The sequence below is a fragment of the Clostridioides sp. ES-S-0054-01 genome, assembly GCA_021561035.1.
Classification (GTDB): Bacteria; Bacillota; Clostridia; order Peptostreptococcales; family Peptostreptococcaceae; genus Clostridioides.
In genome coordinates, this window is record CP067346.1 from 486325 (window position 1) to 507003 (window position 20679).

The 20679-nt window shown below is 27.6% G+C and carries 15 protein-coding genes and 1 pseudogene; 14 read left to right on the forward strand and 2 right to left on the reverse strand.

Features of this window, described 5'->3' with window-relative positions:
* Window positions 1–17: 17 nt before the first annotated feature.
* On the forward strand, window positions 18–1442 hold the full coding sequence (locus JJC02_02620) for a HAMP domain-containing histidine kinase (protein UDN55103.1): 1425 nt from the start codon (window positions 18–20) through the stop codon (window positions 1440–1442).
* Window positions 1443–1857: 415 nt separating this feature from the next.
* Here JJC02_02620 and JJC02_02625 read toward each other — a convergent pair whose 3' ends face one another.
* Window positions 1858–2685, reverse strand: coding sequence for a carbon-nitrogen hydrolase family protein (locus JJC02_02625; protein UDN55104.1), 828 nt, complete (start codon window positions 2683–2685; stop codon window positions 1858–1860).
* 413 nt (window positions 2686–3098) lie between these two features.
* Here JJC02_02625 and sugE point away from each other — a divergent pair, with 413 nt between their 5' ends.
* On the forward strand, window positions 3099–3419 hold the full coding sequence (gene sugE, locus JJC02_02630; GenBank protein ID UDN55105.1) for a quaternary ammonium compound efflux SMR transporter SugE: 321 nt from the start codon (window positions 3099–3101) through the stop codon (window positions 3417–3419).
* A gap of 131 nt (window positions 3420–3550) precedes the next feature.
* Here the strand turns inward: sugE and JJC02_02635 are convergent, their stop codons facing one another.
* Window positions 3551–4231: a phosphoribosylaminoimidazolesuccinocarboxamide synthase gene (locus JJC02_02635; GenBank protein UDN55106.1), complete on the reverse strand. Its 681-nt coding sequence runs from the start codon at window positions 4229–4231 to the stop codon at window positions 3551–3553.
* Window positions 4232–4621: 390 nt separating this feature from the next.
* Between JJC02_02635 and JJC02_02640 the strand changes: the two genes are divergently transcribed.
* The 12 genes and pseudogenes from JJC02_02640 to JJC02_02695 all read left to right on the forward strand — a co-directional run bounded on the left by JJC02_02640 (window position 4622) and on the right by JJC02_02695 (window position 20519).
* Window positions 4622–5674, forward strand: a complete 1053-nt coding sequence (locus JJC02_02640; GenBank protein ID UDN55107.1) for a galactitol-1-phosphate 5-dehydrogenase — start codon at window positions 4622–4624, stop codon at window positions 5672–5674.
* A 51-nt stretch (window positions 5675–5725) separates the two neighbouring features.
* The gene (locus tag JJC02_02645) at window positions 5726–6142 is read left to right on the forward strand and encodes a PTS sugar transporter subunit IIA (protein UDN55108.1); all 417 of its coding nucleotides are present in this window, start codon (window positions 5726–5728) and stop codon (window positions 6140–6142) included.
* A 28-nt stretch (window positions 6143–6170) separates the two neighbouring features.
* A complete protein-coding gene (locus JJC02_02650; GenBank protein UDN55109.1) occupies window positions 6171–6644 on the forward strand; it encodes a PTS sugar transporter subunit IIB in 474 nt (157 codons plus the stop codon).
* A 43-nt stretch (window positions 6645–6687) separates the two neighbouring features.
* Window positions 6688–7446 (forward strand): PTS sugar transporter subunit IIC, encoded by a 759-nt coding sequence (locus JJC02_02655; GenBank protein ID UDN55110.1) that lies wholly within the window; start codon window positions 6688–6690, stop codon window positions 7444–7446.
* A gap of 23 nt (window positions 7447–7469) precedes the next feature.
* A complete protein-coding gene (locus JJC02_02660; GenBank protein ID UDN55111.1) occupies window positions 7470–8309 on the forward strand; it encodes a PTS system mannose/fructose/sorbose family transporter subunit IID in 840 nt (279 codons plus the stop codon).
* Between the two features lie 401 nt (window positions 8310–8710).
* Complete coding sequence (locus JJC02_02665) at window positions 8711–9358, forward strand: response regulator transcription factor (protein ID UDN55112.1); 648 nt, start codon at window positions 8711–8713, stop codon at window positions 9356–9358.
* Window positions 9351–10745 carry a HAMP domain-containing histidine kinase gene (locus JJC02_02670; GenBank protein ID UDN55113.1) on the forward strand — a complete coding sequence of 465 codons (1395 nt, stop codon included), beginning with the start codon at window positions 9351–9353 and terminating at the stop codon, window positions 10743–10745. The genes JJC02_02665 and JJC02_02670 overlap by 8 nt, the downstream gene beginning before the upstream one ends.
* Before the next feature lie 421 nt (window positions 10746–11166).
* A pseudogene (locus tag JJC02_02675) lies at window positions 11167–13752 on the forward strand (cell wall-binding repeat-containing protein).
* Window positions 13753–14533: 781 nt separating this feature from the next.
* Window positions 14534–15244, forward strand: coding sequence for a response regulator transcription factor (locus JJC02_02680; GenBank protein UDN55114.1), 711 nt, complete (start codon window positions 14534–14536; stop codon window positions 15242–15244).
* On the forward strand, window positions 15238–16557 hold the full coding sequence (locus JJC02_02685) for a sensor histidine kinase (GenBank protein ID UDN55115.1): 1320 nt from the start codon (window positions 15238–15240) through the stop codon (window positions 16555–16557). Before JJC02_02680 ends, JJC02_02685 begins: the two co-directional genes overlap by 7 nt.
* Window positions 16558–17060: 503 nt before the next feature.
* On the forward strand, window positions 17061–19610 hold the full coding sequence (locus JJC02_02690) for an ABC transporter permease (GenBank protein ID UDN55116.1): 2550 nt from the start codon (window positions 17061–17063) through the stop codon (window positions 19608–19610).
* Between the two features lie 234 nt (window positions 19611–19844).
* Window positions 19845–20519 (forward strand): ABC transporter ATP-binding protein, encoded by a 675-nt coding sequence (locus JJC02_02695; protein ID UDN55117.1) that lies wholly within the window; start codon window positions 19845–19847, stop codon window positions 20517–20519.
* The last annotated feature ends 160 nt before the right edge of the window (window positions 20520–20679 follow it).

Below are 20679 nucleotides of genomic sequence, written 5' to 3' on the forward strand. Positions count from 1 at the left end.
GAAAGGAATAATATCAAATGAAAAATCAATCACTTGCGACCCAATTTAGACGTACCTTTGTTTTGATTATAATAGCCAGTACAGTTTCCACAGTAATTACCTGTATGTTTGCTTTTTATTTGGTTACAACTTCTATAAATAAGGATATTTATCAACCAAACTATTATGAGAGACAAATTTCTGGAATTGAAGCATACATCAATGAAAAAAATATAGCCCTATTATCTCAATCGAACGAAGATGGATTAAAAAAGATGATTCGTGGTGATGGGATACTATATCAAGTTGTGAATGAAGATGGCAACGTTTTGTATGGTACTAATTCACGAAAACCATTTAAAACAAAAGAAGAATTATTTGACAACTTTCTCAAAACCATTGTTCGTAAGGGTGGTTATATATACACTGTTCCTATTAAAGATGATAATGGGAAGGTTAAGGGGGCTGTTACTCTTTCTTACGAAGTAAAAATGACATTTGCAAATATTAAAGGTAGATTAGTATTTGTAATTCTCATCATAGCTATGTTCTCTCCATTTTTCTATATTATGGGTTTTACTAGATTTCTTTCTAAACGTTTTGTAAAAAATATCAATAAACCATTACGTCTATTGATTGATGCGTCCAAAAAGATAAAAGAAAAAGACCTTGATTTTGAAATCGACTATTATTCAGATAATGAACTCGGAAAACTTTGTAGTGCCTTTTCTGAAATGAAAGATGAACTAAAAAAATCTTTATCTGTACAGTGGAAAATGGAACAGGAGCGTGTTGAAATGGTAGAGGCTCTAGCACATGATTTGAAATCTCCTCTTTCCATTATTTTGGGATATACAGATGCACTTATTGATAATAATCCGGATGGTAATGAAAAATTACATAGGTATCTTACAGTTATAAGAAAAAATGCAGAAAAAAGTGCGGCTCTTGTTCAAAAAATGCAATATACATCTGATTTGGAAAAATCAAACATACAATTAAACCTTGTCTCTGTAAATTTGCCTGAGTTTTTGACACAAAAGGTACAGGATTATGAATTACAAGCTCACCAAAAGGAAATTAAGTTTGTGTTGGAAATGAAGGGTAGTGTGGAGTCTCCAATTCAAATTGACGTGGATAGGTTGACGAGAATTCTTGATAATATTATATCCAACAGTCTGGAATATACTCCAGTAGGTGGTAGTATTAACATTATCGTAGAAGTTGAAAAAAATTGTATTTATTATAAGATTTGTGATTCTGGTAGTGGGTTTAGCTCTAAAGATTTGAAAAAGGCTCTTGATAGGTTTTATAGAGGTGATGAATCTAGGCAGACCAAAGGTGGTCATTCTGGTCTTGGACTTTATATTGTCAAACAATTAGTGGAACAGCTTGGGGGTTCTGTCAAAATAGAAAATTCAAAATCAGGTGGAGCATGTGTGATATTTTGGCATAGTACTTAATTACTTAAAAGATTTATGAATTTAATTTATATATTTTATAACCTATCTGACAAACAAATAAATGAAATATGATAGAGGACAAACAATCAAAATTAAGTAGAATAATATCACAAAAATTTAGATATTAGAGGGTTTTTATAATGAAAAAATGAAGAATCACATAAGTAGCAATTCAGGTGATTCTTCATCTATTTAATATTTAGCTTATTTATGTCGTATATCTTGATTATATTGTTCATCAGCCATCCATATATGAATTGGAACAATAAATCCCAACTTATTTCTGAAAGCAATATATTCTGACAATACTTTTATTGTAGCTGTATGGAATGCAATTTTGTTCTGTTCTTCTTTTACTTTATATTACAAGCATATGATTGTTGGTAATTTTAAATGGAAATATATTATATGTTTATTATTTCAAAGTTTTAAGTTCATATAAGTCTGTTCTTCTATGTTTAAGCAATGGTAATTGCTGTCTTATGTCAGGAATTAAATCTCTATCAATATCAGCATAAATAATACATTCATTTTCATCAGCTTGAGCAATAATTTTTCCCCAAGGGTCTGAAATTCTTGAATTACCAAAAGCTATGTAGGAAGCATCTTTATTTCTAGCAGGTGCAGCACCAACATAGAATATTTGATTATCTAAAGCACGCATTCTTATAGATAACTCCCAATGAGCAGGGCCAGTAGTCATATTAAATGCGGCAGGCAAGATAACGATTTCAGCACCTTTAAGAGACATTAAACGTGATAATTCAGGGAAACGAATATCATAACAAATAGCTATACCAACTTTTCCATATTCAGTATCTATTACAGTGACATCATTTCCAGCTGTAAGAGTATCTGATTCTTTAAAACTAACCTTTCCTGTAACTTCAATATCAAATAAGTGCATTTTACGATGTTTTCCAATTAGAGTTCCGTTTTTGTCAAATACATAGCAAGTATTATAGATTTTTCTATCTTCTAATTCAGGAATACTACCAGAAACTAGATAAATTCCATGTTTTTTAGCTAACTTACTCAATATCGTTGTTGTTTCACCTGGATATTCTTCAGCAAATTTAGGAAAATATTTATTTTCATATGGACAGTTAAACATTTCTGGTAAAACCACAATTTCAGCTCCATTGGTGGCAGATTCTGTTACCATTTCTACAGCATGATTAATATTTTCAGTTTTATTTTCTGTAGTCATCATTTGACATACTGCAATTTTATAGGAATTCATAGAAATTACTCCTTTCAATATTTTTATGTTATTATAACATATTAAATAAAAATTAGATATTGTTAGATTGGCATAAATAGGTATGAACAGAGTCTAATAAGTATATTGAACAAGTATATAAAAATTCTTATGATTATGTATTGTATCTATATATTGACTTTATCTATATATTGACTTTATCTATATATTGACTTTATCTATATATTGATAGTATTATTATAGATAAAATAGAATAATTAATAGAGTTTTATAGGGTTTTGCAATTATTAATGATTGGTCTGGTTCAAGATAAAACCCACAACATAGTTTTTGTTGTGAATACGGAAGAATAAAAACCTGGGAGATATTTTATATATTTTTCAGGTTATTTTATTGGCGAAATAAGAGATATATTTGAAAAGAGAGATGATTTTATGAAATGGTTATTTTTGTTTATTGCAGGTTTGTTTGAAGTATTTTGGGCTTTTCAACTAAAAAATTCACATGGGTTTTCTAAATTGACTCCAAGTATACTTACTGTTGTTGGAATGATTGTAAGTTTTTATTTTTTGTCATTAGCACTAAAACATCTTCCACTTGGAACTTCATATGCAATATGGACTGGAATTGGTACAGTTGGTACAGCTATTGTAGGCATGGCTATCTTAAATGAGCCTATTAGTATATCAAGAATTGCATGTATAGGTTTTATTGTAGTGGGGATTGTAGGGTTAAAGTTACTATCTACTAATTAGAGTATATTAATTTAAATAAGCTATGAAATTAAAGGTGAGAAAATGTTTTAAATAATCAGCATTTAAAAAGTCTTTACTTCATAGCTTATCTTATTTATAAGTTTATTGTATTTTAAAATTATATGTATATATTATTTTGCTAATAAAAGAGCAGTTAAATCCATAGGGTCAACTATTACACCATCTTTATAAACACGCATATTTCCAGATGCTATTTCATCTATTAATATTACTTCATCATTGTAGAATCCAAATTCAAATTTGATATCATAAAGCTCAAGTCCTTTTTCAGCTATAGTATCACGAACTATATTAGAAATTTTTTGAGTCATGCTCTTCATTGAATCAAATTGAGCTTGAGTCATAATATTTAAAGCTTCTAAGCCTTCAGATGTTATAAGTGGGTCACAACGGTCATCATCTTTTAAAGTTGCTTCTACATAACAATCTAGTTTAGCACCTTCTTCAACACATGAACCATAACGACGTAAGAAACTACCAACAGCTCTATAACGACAAATAACTTCCAAACCATTACCAAAAACTTTTGCTGGTAGAACTTCCATAGTTGCTTCTTCTAAATTAGCACTTACATAATGAGTTTTAATTCCAGCATTGTTTAGAATTTCAAAGAACTTAACAGATGTTTCTAAATTAGCTCTACCAATTCCATCTATACTTAGACCTACACTATTTTCGCCTGGGTCAAATACGCCGTCTTTACCAGTTACATCGTCTTTAAATTTAAGTAAGTAATTTCCATTATCTAATTCAAAAACATCTTTAGTCTTTCCTTGATACACTTTTTTCATAAACAACCTCCAAAAAGTTAAATTATTATATTTAATAAGGCATTAGTGTCAAAAAAGTTCTGATATTCATATAAAAATTTATATTGATACCTTATATTTAGTATTATATCATAAATAGAAGGAGAATTTCCGAACATTTTTTAAAAAATAATAAAAAAAGTACATTTTATAAAATTTATAATAGAAGAGCTAGTATAAAATGTGAGTGTCATTTATATTGACACACATGAGATTTTATATAAAAACTTTTGATACACTTTGACACACATTTAATGGTAATCTAACAAACTGCGTGAAAACAGTATTTACAAATATTGGCATGAAAGTTGCTTTATATAATTAACATATAAAAAATAACTATATTCAAATAAAATGTAGGGGTGGTTAATAATGAAGTCAGTTAGGTTCTATGGTATAAGAAACACAAGAGTAGAGGATGTAGATGTACCAAAAATATTAGAAAAAGATGATGTAATAATTAAAGTAAAAGTAGCTGGAATATGTGGTTCTGATATATCAAAATATTCAAAGACGGGTCCACATATGGTTGGAGAAATTCTAGGTCATGAATTCTCTGGAGAAGTAGCACAGGTTGGTACAGAAGTAAAGAGTTTTAAAACAGGAGATAGAGTTGCTGTTTGTCCAGCTATGCCATGTTTTGAATGTGATGAATGTAAAAAAGGATTGTATTCAAGGTGTAATAACGTAGCGATAATAGGAAATAAAGACCTTGGAGGTTGTTTTGCAGAATATACAAAGGTAAAAGAGAGAAATTTAATAAAAATACCAGATGAAATAAGCTATGAGACAGCTGCTGCATTGGAACCAGTATGTATAGCAGGGCATGGTCTTTTTAGGTCAGAGGCTAAAGTTGGAGATACTATTATAGTACTTGGTACAGGTTCAATAGGTCTATTTTCAATACAATGGTCAAAAATATTTGGTTCTACAAAAGTAATAGCTGTGGATGTATTTGATGAGAAACTAGAATTGGCAAAAGAGTTAGGGGCAGATATTTGTATAAATGCAAAGAAAAAGAATCTTGTAGAAGAAATAAAAAGTTTAACTAACGGAGCTGGTGCAGATATTGTTATCGAATCAGCTGGTACTCCAATGACATGTGGTCAAGTATTATTATTAGCTAAAAAAGGAGGAACAGTATTGTATGCAGGTGTACCATATGGAGATGTGGCTTTGACTAGAGAACAATTTGAAAAGATAGTAAGAAGTGAGTTAACTGTAAAGGGAACTTGGTTTGGAAATTCATTTCCATTTCCAGGAAAAGAATGGAGTGCTGGATTATATCATATGCAGAAGGGTAATATGAATGTTGAAAAATTAGTAACACATAGAATAAATTTGGATGAAGTACCAACTTATTTTGAAAAAATATACAAAAGGGATATTTTCTTTGGTAAGATAATGATTAATATAGCTAATTAGATTAGAATACTAAAGTAATAATTTATATAAAAAAGTTTAGTTAAGAAAGGTATGATTCATATGGCAGGAATAATTATAGCTACACATGGAAGCATGGCTAAAGCAATGTTAGAAAGTGCTGAATTAATAGTAGGCAAACAGGAAAATGTAGAAACTTTAGGATTAAACCATGGTGACAGTATAGATGAGTTTAGTAGAAGGTTAGAAGATGGAATTGAGAAATATAAGGATGAAGGGGTTTTAATATTGCTTGATTTTTATGGCGGGACTCCATTTAATACATCTGCTATTGTAATAAACAAATTTGCTAAGGTATGTGAGTTAGAATGTTTAACAGGTGTAAATTTGCCTATGCTTTTAGAATTATTTTTAAACAGAGATACTATGAAGTTAAAAGATTTAAAGAATTTATGTGAGGAAGTTGGGAGAACAGGAATTAAAGATGTGAAAACAGTTTTAAATATATAAAATAAATTAAAAATCTGGAGGAATTATTATGAGTAATATAGCATTAACAAGAATTGATGATAGATTGATACATGGGCAAGTTATCACTGCTTGGTGTAAGATTACATCTGCAAAAAAGATAGTAATCGTAGATGATTTAGTTGTAAAGGACCCATTTATAGTTCAAGTTTTACAAATGGCAGCTCCATCAACTGTCAAGGTTGAAGTACATGATGTAGAATCAGGTGCTGAAGTTTTAAAATCACATAATGGTGATGAAAATTTAATAGTATTGGTCAAATACCCTAAAACTGTTTTAGGTCTAATAAATAATGGGGTAGATTTAAAGGAATTGAATGTTGGAGGTATGGGAGCTGGACTTGGTAGAAAAAGTTTTTACAAAAATATATCTGTGTCAGATGAAGAAAAAGAAATATTTAGAGAACTAATATCAAAAAATGTTAGATGCTTTATACAAATAGTACCAGATGCAAAGAAAATTGATGTAGGAACATTATTATAAAGACTATCTTGTAAATCTTTAGAAGTAAATAAGGAGGAAGAATATGCAAATTTCACTAATTCAAGCAGTATTAATAGCAATTTTTTATTATCTTTCTTGGAGTCCGTGGTTGACTTATGTTGGATTTTTTACATGGAATAGACCTTTATTAGCTGGATTTGTAACGGGAATTATATTAGGAGACCCTGTTCAAGGAGCAATTATAGGAGCAGGTATAAATATGATATATTTAGGCTTTATATCAGCAGGAGGAGTTCAGATGGGAGACCCAGCTTTTGCAGGATATGTAGGTACTGCTTTAGCTATAGCTTCTAAGCTAGATGTAAGTACTGCAATGGCAATAGCTGTCCCATTAGGAACTGTTGCAACTGTACTTTGGATTGGAAAGATGACAGTAAATTCTTTTTTTGCACATTGGGCTGATAGAGAAGTTCAAAAAGGGAATGTTAATAAAGTAGCATTTATAAATATAGTCCCACCACAGATACTGTTATTTGCAATGAGTTTTATACCAGCATTATTAGTTGTTTATTTTGGTCCAAATGCGATAGATGGTATGTTGGAAGTAATGAATGAGAGTGTACTACATGTGTTTAATGTAATTGGGGCTATGTTGCCAGCACTTGGAATTGCTATGAACTTAAAATTGATTGGAAACAAATTTACTATGCCTTTTTTCATATTAGGAATATTAATGGCTGTTTATTTTAAAGTAGATATAATAGTAATATCTGTTATTGGAGTAATACTTGCTCTTACAATTACTTCAATCAAGTACGGAAAAGATAGTGCTACATCTTAAATTCATGTGAGGGGGAAAATATTATGTCAGATATAAAAAATGAAGTGGCTAAGAAAACGTTAAGCAAGAAAGATGTAATAAAATCATGGTTAAGATGGTTTTTCTTCGCACAATCTAACTACAATTATGAAAGATTACAATCAACAGCTTTTTCACATTCAATGTTACCAGTACTTAAGAAATTATATCCAGATAAAGAAGAGTTAAAACAAGAAGTGGAGACTCATCTAGCATTTTTTAACACAGAGCCTATATGTGGATGTGTTATACATGGAATAACAATAGCTATGGAAGAAGAAAAAGCTAATGGAGCAGATGAGATAAGTGGGGATGGTATGAATGCTATCAAAACAGGCTTGATGGGTCCCTTGGCAGGAATTGGTGATACTTTAACTCAAGGGGTTATAACACCTATAGTATTAGCTGTTTGTATTGGTTTAACTGAGGGTGGGGCATCGATTGCAGGTCCTATATTATTTGTAATAGCTCAATATATAATAATGACTTCAATTTCTTTTGGAATGTGGACAAATGGATATAAGTATGGAAAAAAAGCTGTTGAAAGTATACTTCAAGGTGGAATAGTAAATAAAGTTATAGAGGGTGCTTCTATACTAGGTACTTTAGTCATGGGCGGACTTGTAGGTAGATTTATTAATTTATCTACACCAATAAGTTATACTAGTGGGGATTTTAAATTTAGTCTTCAAACTGATTTGCTTGATAAGATATTTCCAGGATTAATTCCTTTGGTACTTACTTTAGTAGTACTCTTTGCTTTAAAAAAAGGTCTTTCTCCAATAAAAATAATGTTTATATTGATAGTAATGGGAGCTATTACAGGTATTCTAGGATTATTTTAAATAAATATATATGTTGGTGTGGAAATTAGGATTCTAAATCTATTAATTATATTTGTAAAGTTTATGAAAAATTATATTAAAAATTATAGTAATTAGGGTAAATTTATAATAGATTAAATTTTAAGGCTATATAAGCTATATAGAGTATATAATCTTTTAAAAAGTATCTCAGAAATGTTTTTAATCAGAATGAGGTACTTTTTTATTTGTATATAAAATCTTAAGTAGTTTCAAAAAAGAGAAATTTATGTAATCAATATATTATAATATATAATCAAAATAGTATAATATGCAACTAATATATTATGAATAGTTGTAAACTTCCTGTAACATATATTTTATATAATTGAAGCAATGGATATAATATGAAATATAATAATAAATTTTAGGGATGTGAATAGATGAACATATTAATTGCTGATGATGAGGTTAGTATGCTTAAGATACTTTATGCATATTTTAAAAAAGAAAACTTTAATGTGCTTACTGCAAAAAACGGGGAAGAGGCTTTAGATATTTTTTATGAGAATAAGATAGACTTAGCAATACTAGACTGGATGATGCCAGTAATTGATGGAATAGAAGTCTGTAAAGAGATAAAGGAAAATAGCAATACAAAAGTGCTTATGTTGACAGCTAAAAGTCAGAGTGAAGATGAAATAGAAGCACTTAATATAGGAGCAGATGAATATGTTAAAAAACCATTTGACCCGAGGATTTTGATAATAAGGGCTAAAAAACTAGTAAATTATAAAAATACAATTAATATTAAAGATTTAAAAATAGATTTTGAGTCAAATAAGGTTTTTAAAGGTGACAATGAATTGCTATTGACTAAAAAAGAATTAGAATTAATGCGTTGTTTAATTAATAATAAGGGGATTGTTTTGTCTAGAGAAAAACTTTTAGATTTAGTATGGGGCTTGGATTATGATGGGGATTTTAGAACAGTAGACACTCATATAAGAAGGTTAAGAGCGAAAATAGGGGAGGGCATCATAAAAACTTACAGAGGATTAGGGTATAGTATGGAGGATTTTAATGACTAAACTAAACAAAAAATTGTCCATAAGTATATCTATAGTAGTTGTAGTTGTTTATATAATGTCTATAACTATAAACAGTATGTTTATTCATAGATATTATTTACACGAAAAAAGAAATGTATTGGATAATACTGCAGATGAAATCAAACATAAAGATATAAATAAATTAAAATCAGATATTGATTCAATTGAAGAAAAAAATAATACAGCTATTGTATATATAGAATTAAATAAAAATTATAAAGATAAAGGGAATATAGATAAAATAAATCAAGATTTGTTAAGTGAATTTTGGAAGAAAGGTCTGAGTTTAAATAAATTTTGGATTGAAGGAAATAGCTTAAAAGATATTGATAATAAAAGTATAAATAAAATATACAATCAGGGTAAAACGAAATATAGTCTACTTGTAAAGTTTATGAAGAAAGATAATTACTTGTTTGCTATATCTATACCTATAGAGCATTCTGAAGAAACTATTGGCATTGTAAATAAATTTAATATAATAATGGGAATCTTTTCGGTAATTATAATAACTATACTTACATTTATATTATCAAACAGAGTCATAAAACCTATAGAAAAGTTAAAGCTTTTATCTAAAGATATATCTGAATTAAATTTTAGGACTGAAGATATAAAAACGAATGATGAAATAGAGGAGTTAGCTTACAGCATAAATATAATGAGCGTAAAGCTTGAAAAAGCACATAATGAATTGAATAAGAGAAATGAGAATCTAAAGTCTTTTATATCAGATGCATCTCATGAAATGAAAACTCCAATAGCACTTATAAAAGCATACGCGATAGGTATGAAAGATGGTCTGGATGATGGGACTTATATAGATACAATCATTGAGCAAGCAGAAAATATGACCAATATAATAAATGTTCTTTTATATTGGACGAAATATGAGAAGAGAGAGGTAAATCTGTGTCGGGTAGATTTAAAGGAAAGGCTGTATAAAAGTTTAAAAAACTATGAGTTGTTGATAGATAGAGGTGGTATAAGTGTTAAGTGTAGTATAGATGATAAAGAACTTATAATGAGTTCGGATGAAGATAGTATAGATATGGTATTTAATAATTTGATTAGTAATGCGATAAAGTATACTAGTAATAATGAAATAGAGATTAGTCTTTTTAAAGAGAATGATAGAATTATATTATCTATAAAAAACGGCATAGATTATGACATAGAAGATGATATAGAGAATATATGGAAGCCTTTTTATGTTTTAGATAAGTCAAGAAGTAAAGAACTTTCTGGAACTGGGCTTGGTCTTACTATAGTTAGAACTATACTTGAAGAAAATAATTTTAGATACAGGGTTGAAATTTGCGATGGAATAATAGAATTTTATATTATCTTTATAAAATCAACTTAAATTAAAGTTCAAATATAAAGAATAATTAAAAAAATATCATGATTATTTATTTTTCATATGGATAAAATTGGTTATTTAATATATAATTAAAAGTATAAATAATGAAATTTATTTGTAAAAAGAGTAGCTCTTTTAATTCTAATGGATACTTTTTTTATATAAAACCTCCTTTTTTACTACAATTCATTAACATAAAAATCAGACTTACTTTAAAATCTAAATTTACAAATTTTTCAATTAATAAGAAAATTTCTTTATTCCTTTATAATAACTACAATATAAAATAATTATAAATTAATTATGAAATCATTATAGTTATAAAACCTCTTTAAAATTAGATATTAAGTATCCATTAGAATTAGAACGGGAACAAAGTCAAAAAACTAAGTAATATCAAATGGACAAGGGGGAAGAAAATACAATGAAAATACCAAAGAAGATTGCTGCAATGCTTACAGTGACAGTGATAGCTGGAAGTTCAACAGCAGGCATAGCTAGTGCACAAACTGTAGCAACAAATTTAACAGGACAAGAAAGATATGAAACTGCTGTTAAAATAAGTCAAGATGGATGGAAAAATGCTGATGAAGTAGTAATAGTGAACGACTCATCTATAGCAGATGCTCTATCCGCAACACCATTTGCGAAGGCAAAAAATGCTCCAATACTTTTAACAGGTAAAGATAAATTAAATGATAAGACAAAGGCAGAAATACAAAGATTAAAAGCTAAAAAAGTATACTTAATAGGTGGAACTTCTGTATTAAGTACAAATATAGAAAAAGAAATAAAAGATTTAAAAGTGTCTTTTGAAAGAATCTCTGGAACTGAAAGATATCAAACATCTTTAGAATTAGCAAAGAAATTAGATGCTATAAGTGATGTTAAGAAAATAGCTGTAGTTAATGGTGAAAAAGGGCTTGCAGATGCAGTAAGCGTAGGAGCACCAGCTGCACAAAATAATATACCGGTAATACTTGCTGATTCTAAAAATGGAACAGCAGTTGCAGACGAATTTATAAAAAATGCTGGAATAACTAAATCTTATGTAGTAGGTGGAGAGAGTTCAATTTCTGAAGCTGTTAAAAATAAGCTACCAAATAGTACAAGATTGGGTGGAACAGATAGAAATGATACGAATGCAAAAGTAGTAAAAGAATTTTATAAGAATACAGATTTAAAAAATGCTTATGTGACTAAAGATGGTATGAATAAACAAGACCAACTTATAGATGCATTAGCAGTAGGTGCATTAGGTGCTAAGAATCAATCACCAGTAGTTTTAGTTGGAAAGAATCTATCAGCTTCACAAAAATCTTTAGTTAACTCTAAGAGCTTTGATAAGATAACTAAAGTGGGTGGAAATGGTAATGAGATGGCATTTAATGAAATGAAATCACTACAAGAAGTAAGTACAGTTGAAGTTAAAACAATTTCTGAGCTAAAATCAGCTTTAGATAAAGCTACTGCTAATGATGTTATAAACTTTAAGCCAACTAGTGAGGTTAAAGAAGCATTTACAATACAAACAGATAAAGCAGTAACAGTAAACTTAAATGGTACATATACAAAGACTGTAACTATCAATATGCCTAATGGGGATGTAAACAACTATTCAAAAGTGGATGATGTAGTTATAGATGATGTAAAAGATGGAACTTTTGTTAACTATGGAAAAATAACTAACTTAAAGGTTAATGATAAAAATGGAGCTAAGATAGAGAATAATTCTAAAGGTGAGATTGGTAGTTTAACAGTAGCATCTGGAGCAAGCCAAGTAAAGGTTACTAATGGTGGTAAGATAACTACAGTTACAAATAATTCTAAAGGAACTACTATAGATAATAAGGGTACAATAAGTAGTGTTAAGGGAGATAATTCCCCAACGATAAGTGGAAACAGTCCAAGTTCTAACTCATCAGGAGGAAGTTCGTCAAGTGGAGGTTCTTCACATGGAGGAGGTTCGTCTTCAGGAGGAAGTTCTTCTAATCAAACATCAGTAAATAATGAAGCAGCAAAAATAACAAGCGTGACTGCACCGGCAAAAGATGCAACTAAATTAACTATGCCATCAGTATCAAGTGGATATACTATAGCAATAAAAACAACAAGTGATGAGAGTGTTATAAAGAAAGATGGAACAATAATACCACCATCTACAGAAAAAACAGTAAAATTAGTATTTACAGTAACACATACATCAAGTGGTAAAACAGCAGATACAAAAGAAATATCTGTAACAGTACCAGCTAAATCAACAGATGAAGAATTACAAACAGAACTAGATAATGAAGTGGCAAAAATAACAAGTGTTCCTGCACCAGAAAAAGATGCTACTAAACTAACTATGCCAACAGTATCAAATGGATATACTATAGCAATAAAAACAACAAGTGATGAAGGTGTTATAAAGAAAGATGGAACAATAGTGCCACCAGATGCAGAGAAAACAGTAAAATTAGTATTTACAGTAACACAAGAATCAAGTGGTAAAACAGCGGATACAGGAGAAATAGATGTAGTAGTGCCAGCTAAATCAACAAAAGTAATAATAGGAGAAGGTTCAGTATCAGGAGCAATAGCAGGGGATAAAGAAATAACAGGATTGACATCAGGAAAGATATATAAAGTAACAGTGGATGGAGTTGAAAAGTATACTAAAGCCGATGGAACGCTAGGAGAAGAAGGAGAGAAAGCAGGATTAACAGGAACATCAATAACGGGTTTAGTAAATGGAAAGACATATAAAGTAGAAGAAGATGTAGCACCAGTGGCGAACAAAGTAATAATAGGAGAAGGTTCAGTATCAGGAGCAATAGCAGGAGATAAAGAAATAACAGGATTGACATCAGGAAAGATATATAAAGTAACAATGGATGGAGTTGAAAAGTATACTAAGGCTGATGGAACGCTAGGTGAAGAAGGAGAGAAAGCAGGATTAACAGGAACATCAATAACAGGTTTAGTAAATGGAAAGACATATAAGGTAGAAGAAGATTCAAGTGCTATATCAACAATTGGGAGACTAATGGCTAAGTTTACTAATTTAGTTAAATAATTTAATACATCATTAAACTAAATTATATATTTGTATAAACATGTTTTTTGCCTATTAAATATTACTGGAAATTTTTTAATTCCAGTAATATTTTTTATTAGAAAATACTAAACAATACTTTGTATACATGTCATCATAAATTTAGCATGATTAATGTATACTAAAAGATAGATTTATGTTAAAATTCAAATAAATAAATCGAAAATAAAAGATAAAAGGCTATCCGTTCATTTTCGATTTATTCCTAGATTTTTCTATAGAAAAATCTTAAATAAGAGAGAACTCTAGTTAAAAAATTTTTGATATTGTTAACTATATATTAATATCAATATAATAGTTCTTAAACATCAATAATTTTAATGTTTAAAATGATATAAAAATTACCTATAAATAGTATACAAAACTATATTAAGTATTAATTATTTTTAAAAATCTGAGGAATATTGTTGTTTTTGTTGTTAACATACTAAAAATAGATGTAGATTTTTTATGTGAATAACAGTATTTTGTGACCATTTGTATAATGAAAGTACAGATGCTTATATACAAATACTAAAGATTATGAACTAAGTTAAAGTGAGTAGCTAAATCATTAAGTTTAGAGATAGAGATAGTAAATAAATATTGGAGTTTATATATGGTAATCCATTTGTTAGTTGTATAACTAAATAATTATTTATAAATTGATATTTTATTTGTTTTTAAATCTAATGTCTAAGGAGGGTTGTTTATGTATAGAATAGTTATCTGTGAGGACGATATCACACAAATAACTTTTTTAAGAGAGTGTATATTAAAGTCCTTAGAGGGTATTTCTAATCAAATTGAACTGTTTGAGTTTAATTCAGGAGAAGAGTTATTGGAGTCTAATTTGGAAGAAATTGATATATTCTTTTTAGATATTAAAATGCTTAAACTAACAGGTATGGATGTGGCTAAAATAATTAGAGAAACTAATGATACTTCTGAAATAATATTTATAACTTCAATAGTCGATTATATACAGGAAGGCTATAAGGTAAGGGCTTATAGGTATTTATTAAAGCCTATAGATTTTGGAGATTTAAATGAAAGTATTTTGAGTTGTATATCAGATATTATAAAAAAAAGAGAAAACTTTATGCTGATAGAAAATAAAGGTATAATCAATAAAATTTTAATTAATAGCATTATGTATATAGAAGTTAGAAAAAAGGTTTTGACCATACATACTAAAGATGGTATTTATTATACTAATAATAGCATGAATAAAATAGAATTAGAACTAGAAAAATATAATTTTTTTAGATGTCATAAGAGCTATTTAATTAGCTTGGAATATATTCAATTTATATGTAAAAATACTGTAGTTATTAATAATAAAGATATACCAGTTAGTAAATATAGAATATCTGATTTAAAGACAAAATTAACCTATTTATTGGGTGATGTATTATGCTAGAGACAGATGTATTTTGGATTATTCTAACAATAATTTCCACAGCGATAGAATGTGTTGTATTAAAATTTTTATTGGATGAACTTAGTGAATTAAGGAAGAATAAATTAGTCCTAAATAGTAGCATACTAATTGCAATTATGATAATTACTATGTTGACTATAATGGAGTTCAATATAAATATTAAGTTATTTATATGTATATTTATTACATATGTATTGTATAAAATAAATTATGTAGTGAATAAGTGGAAAAGTATACTTGTAAGCTTGTTATATTGGATGTTATTAATCGGATTTGATAGTGTTGGACTAAGTATAGTAGGGATTCTTAACTCTGTACAAAATATGAGTAATTTATTAGATAATAATTTATTAAGATTAGAATTAATAATGATATCTAAGTCATTACTAATAACATTAATACCATTACTTAAAGTTATCCGATTAAAAATAAAAATAAACAAGAAGGACTGTATATATTTATCTATTCCAGTAATATCAAATATTATTAGTGTAATAGTCATATTTGAATTTATTTTTAAAGACAAGAGTATTGACTCTAAAGAAAGTTTAATAATACTTACAATATCAACTGTATTTTTACTATCAAATATTTCCTTAGTAAGTATTATAAGAAGAATAATAAAAGATAATAATTTAAGGATAGAACATGAAATTACAAAAAAAAGAATGAATATGCAATATAAATATTATTTAAATTTACAGGAATATCAGTCGAAAATAAGAAAACTATATCATGATATGAATAATCATATCATTTGTATTCAGAATGTTTATGGGAAAAATGAGTTTGCAGATAAGTATATTAAAGATATAAATGAGCAAATAAAAGAATGTAATACTATATTTAATACACATAGTATGATTCTAGATGTTATTTTGAGTGAGAAAAAATCTATTTGTGATACGAATAATATAATTTTTTTAGTAGATATAAATTTTTTAGAGTGTAATTTTATAGAGATGCCAGATGTATGTAGTATATTTTCAAATATGATAGATAATGCAATAGAGGCTTGTAATAAGATTCAGGATACAAATATACAAAAAAAGATTAAACTAAGAGGAACTGTTATAAATAGATTATTTGTAATAAAATGTGAAAATACCAAGATAAACGAAGTTTTATTAAAAAATAATAAAATTATTACAAGTAAGAAAGATTCATTTTTACATGGAATAGGAATAAATAGTATAAAAGATTCAGTAGAAAAATATAATGGAAATGTGGAAATACATTCAGATAAAAATAAGTTTATAGTTACTATTTATATACCATTAACTAGAAACTAATTCTAGTTGGAACTTTAAAATGCCCAGTTGGAGCAATGGCATTGAAAAGTGATATAGAGTATGCTATCTTTTAAGCATAGAAGATTTAAGGGTGATAGTACTTAATAAAACAATAGAAGAAAAAAATATTACTTATATTTATTTTTATAATGTTAATAGTTGGAAAAATATAGTAACAAAGTCGAGGTAAAAGATGAAAAAATTTAAAATGTAAGTCTGGGAAAATTTATAATGAGTGATATAGAAATAGCAAATTAACAATTTATATTTAGTGGAATTGATGCTACTAATCAATGCTAAAAAAACAGAAAATTTATAATTTATAGAATAATGTTGCGAATAGACCGTATGGAGCATTCTGTAGGAAAAACTCCAAAAGGGACAGTAACATATTAAAAAAGACTAGTCAATTTATATGAATGGTGAAAGTACTAGATGTGTTTTTTAGAATGAAATATGTTATAGAGTTTTTCCTGTAAATATGAATAAGGAGGATTCTAATTGTGATTAATATTAAACTTGCAGTGTCGTATTTAAAAAAACAAAAAGGAAAAACTTTATCATTAATACTCAGTATAGGGATTGCTGTTATGCTAGTTTTTTCATTAAGTGTTATTAATGAGTCTCAAGGTCAATCAGATATAAATCATGCATACAAAAACTCAGGAGATTATCATGCTTTTTATGAAGATGTAAATAGCGATATAGTAAAAAAACTTAATAGTGAAGAAGGTATAAAAGAATTCAATGATGTACTTAAATTTGGAGAAATTGTAAGTAAAGATAATGGAGCATCTCTAAATTTATGCTCTTACAATAAAGATTTTTTAGATTCTACTAGATATAAGTTAATTAGAGGTAGAGAGCCTAGAAATTCTAATGAATTAGTAATAGAACAAAAAGTTTTAGGTAAAATGGAATTAGATGTCAAATTAAATCAAACTATTGATTTTCAGATTGTTAATGAGTATATAAATAAAAATAATGAAAATTCTATTTATAGTAAAGATAAGCAATTTAAAATAGTTGGTATTTTAAGTAAATCTGATGAATACTATGAAAGTTTAAATGAATATAAGGTAAGAGCTTTTACATATTCAAATAATGGTAAAGGTATTGTTCCATCTGAATTAATAAATCATATGGGGACATTAAAACTTAATACAAAAGATTTAGACACTCAGAAAGTAGTGAATTTAGGGGTAAAATATAAGTTAACAAGTAATCAATTTTATTCAAATACAGAAGTAAGTATGGCTATGTCTATGAAAAATATTTCAAAAACAACAACTTACTCAATAAAGCAAAGATTATTACCATTATTATGTGCAACATTAGTAATATACAATATGTTTAACATAATAATACTAGATATGACCAAGCAAATTGGTTTACTTAGAGCAGTTGGAGCAAGCAAGAAAAATATTAGACGTATATTTTTTATTCAGAGTATTGTAGTTTTACTCGTGGGTATAGTAATTGGTTTACTTGGAGGTATAGTTTTTTCTTACTTAGGGCTTATGATTGTATATGATAAAAGTGCAGAATTAACTATAAATACAAATTCTATAGTTGAATCTATCATCATGTCAATTGTAGCAGTTATATTAGCTTCTGTAGTACCTATATATAGAGCTGGAAATTTATCTATAATTGATGCTATAAAAAAGACAGATAAGTTAAATTATGTTCCTAAGCTTTTGTTGTTAAAATTACATAAAAAAGTTGTTGGAATTATAAATGAGATAGCTTTTAAAAATATATTTAGGAATAAGGTTACATCAATAATAATAATAATTACGATATCACTATGTGGAGTTTTATTTATAGGTAGATTAACTTCTACAAAATTCATATATGGAAAAGAGTCAGACTCTGCTAATATAACAAGTAAATCATATGGCAATTTTGATATTTATTTGGGGTATTCACCAATAAATGCAAATTATACATTTTCTAAGTACAATAACTACTTATTGAATGAAATAAAAGCTATTGACGATGTAACAGATATTGAACCTAATATTTATTTAGATGGATGGTTAAGAAATACTGACTTAGAAAAAAGTTACTTGGATGAATTAAATAGAACTGGAATAAACAATAAAAATGAAACTACAGTTTTAATTAGGGGTTACAATAAAGAGTTGTTAAATAATGTAGATAAGTATATAGATAAAGGAGAAAATATCTATAATTATACAAAAGGTGATTGTAAAAATGTTTTATTGGTAAATAATTTTTATTCTAGAATTGAATTGTCAAATAATACTCAGATTATAAAATCACCTAAAGTAGGAGACTTAATAGATATAAAAATTCCTGTATATAAAAATGGAGAGTATACATACATAAATACAAAAGTAAGAATAGCTGGAATAATGAAAAATAGCTATATATCAGAGCAAGATGGAGAATCTCAATCAGGTGGAATTCAATTGATATTCAATGAAAAGGATTTAAAAGAATTAACAGGGATGAATTATTATAATAAAGCTTTTGTGAAGATAAAAAAAGGAACAGATGAAAAAGTAATAAAAGAAATAAATAATATAATAGAAAAAAATGGGTTTTCAGATATAGAGGGAAGATATGTACGTAATCATTTTGGAGACCATTATAATGATTCTTCATACAAACTAGCAATGATTTGTGTGTTTGGAGTTTTATTAATATCGTCCATAAATATTATTTTTATAGTTAGATCGAATATAATTGTAAGGCTAAGTGAGATATGTACGTTCAGAGCAGTAGGGATGTCCAAGAAAAATGTAAAAAGAATGTTAATAAAAGAAAATATAGTATATGGAGTATTAAGTATGCTTGTGGCGGGAATCATATCTAGTTTCAATTATTATAAAATGGTTTCCGAAACTAATAAACTTAATCAACAGATATACGGTATAAACAGTTCTATTAAATTTGAAATTCCAATATTTGAGATTTTAATATTTGGATTAATATCTGTTTTCGTTTGTGTAATTGCAGTTTACTTTTCTAATAAAATGATAAATAAACTTAGTATAGTAAGTGGTATAAAAGAAAATGAATAGAATTGCTAATTTAAATATACTGGAAGGGAATCTTCTTTATTTAACGATTTTGAATGTATTTGAAATAATAATGCATATAATTTTTTTATTATTTTAAATAAAGTGTTTAATATTGGTATTAACTACAAATAAGTATAGTTATATCAATTAGAGGATTTAGATATGGTAGTAGAATTTATCTACAAAAATTTTAATTTAAAAATATATATTTTTGAATGGAAATGGAGATACATTATGAAAATACTTAAGGTAAAAGATTTAAAAAAAATATATGGAAAATATGAGAATGAAGTTAGAGCTCTTGATGGTATTGATTTAGATATAGAGCCACATAAATTTACAGCTATTGTAGGTGCAAGTGGTTCTGGTAAAAGTACACTACTTCACTGTGTTGCAGGATTAGACAAGCCAACTTTAGGGAATGTATACTTAGATGATGTAGATTTATATACATTAAATGATAATAAGCTGTCTGAAATAAGAAGACAGGAATTTGGATTCATATTTCAAAGCTACAATTTAATACCAGTTATAGATGTATATGATAATATAGTACTTCCTGTGTTGCTTGATGGGAAGAAAGAAGACAAAGAATATGTTATGGAATTAATTAATAAGTTGGGGATTGAAAAACAAATAAAGAAATATCCTAATGAACTATCAGGAGGTCAACAACAAAGAGTTGCAATAGCTAGAGCTTTAGCCAATAGACCATCAGTAATATTTGCAGATGAACCTACTGGTAACTTAGATAGTAAGACTACAAATGAAGTTATGAATATGCTTGAATGGTGTGTTAAAGAGTACAGACAAACGCTAGTTATGATAACTCATAATGATAATATTGCAAAGACAGCTGATAGAATTATAACTATAAAAGATGGTAAAATAGATGAAAAAAATTATTAATAACAATTTATTTAGAATTAAAAATATGTTAAAAGCTGTACAAGAGTTATTATAAATAAACATAAATCTATATATATTTTCAAATTAACCAAAACTTCACATAATTTTCATATGAATTATCAATTAAATTCACATCCAAGAGTTATTATATAAACATAAA

Excerpts from the sequence above, each read along its gene's own strand:
- JJC02_02645 (UDN55108.1), top strand. The coding sequence starts at position 5,726 with ATGATTCATATGGCAGGAATAATTATAGCTACACATGGAAGCATGGCT.
- JJC02_02660 (UDN55111.1), top strand. The coding sequence starts at position 7,470 with ATGTCAGATATAAAAAATGAAGTGGCTAAGAAAACGTTAAGCAAGAAA.
- JJC02_02620 (UDN55103.1), top strand. The coding sequence starts at position 18 with ATGAAAAATCAATCACTTGCGACCCAATTTAGACGTACCTTTGTTTTG.
- JJC02_02635 (UDN55106.1), bottom strand. The coding sequence starts at position 4,231 with ATGAAAAAAGTGTATCAAGGAAAGACTAAAGATGTTTTTGAATTAGAT.
- sugE (UDN55105.1), top strand. The coding sequence starts at position 3,099 with ATGAAATGGTTATTTTTGTTTATTGCAGGTTTGTTTGAAGTATTTTGG.
- JJC02_02670 (UDN55113.1), top strand. The coding sequence starts at position 9,351 with ATGACTAAACTAAACAAAAAATTGTCCATAAGTATATCTATAGTAGTT.
- JJC02_02680 (UDN55114.1), top strand. The coding sequence starts at position 14,534 with ATGTATAGAATAGTTATCTGTGAGGACGATATCACACAAATAACTTTT.
- JJC02_02665 (UDN55112.1), top strand. The coding sequence starts at position 8,711 with ATGAACATATTAATTGCTGATGATGAGGTTAGTATGCTTAAGATACTT.
- JJC02_02655 (UDN55110.1), top strand. The coding sequence starts at position 6,688 with ATGCAAATTTCACTAATTCAAGCAGTATTAATAGCAATTTTTTATTAT.
- JJC02_02650 (UDN55109.1), top strand. The coding sequence starts at position 6,171 with ATGAGTAATATAGCATTAACAAGAATTGATGATAGATTGATACATGGG.
- JJC02_02685 (UDN55115.1), top strand. The coding sequence starts at position 15,238 with ATGCTAGAGACAGATGTATTTTGGATTATTCTAACAATAATTTCCACA.
- JJC02_02695 (UDN55117.1), top strand. The coding sequence starts at position 19,845 with ATGAAAATACTTAAGGTAAAAGATTTAAAAAAAATATATGGAAAATAT.
- JJC02_02640 (UDN55107.1), top strand. The coding sequence starts at position 4,622 with ATGAAGTCAGTTAGGTTCTATGGTATAAGAAACACAAGAGTAGAGGAT.
- JJC02_02625 (UDN55104.1), bottom strand. The coding sequence starts at position 2,685 with ATGAATTCCTATAAAATTGCAGTATGTCAAATGATGACTACAGAAAAT.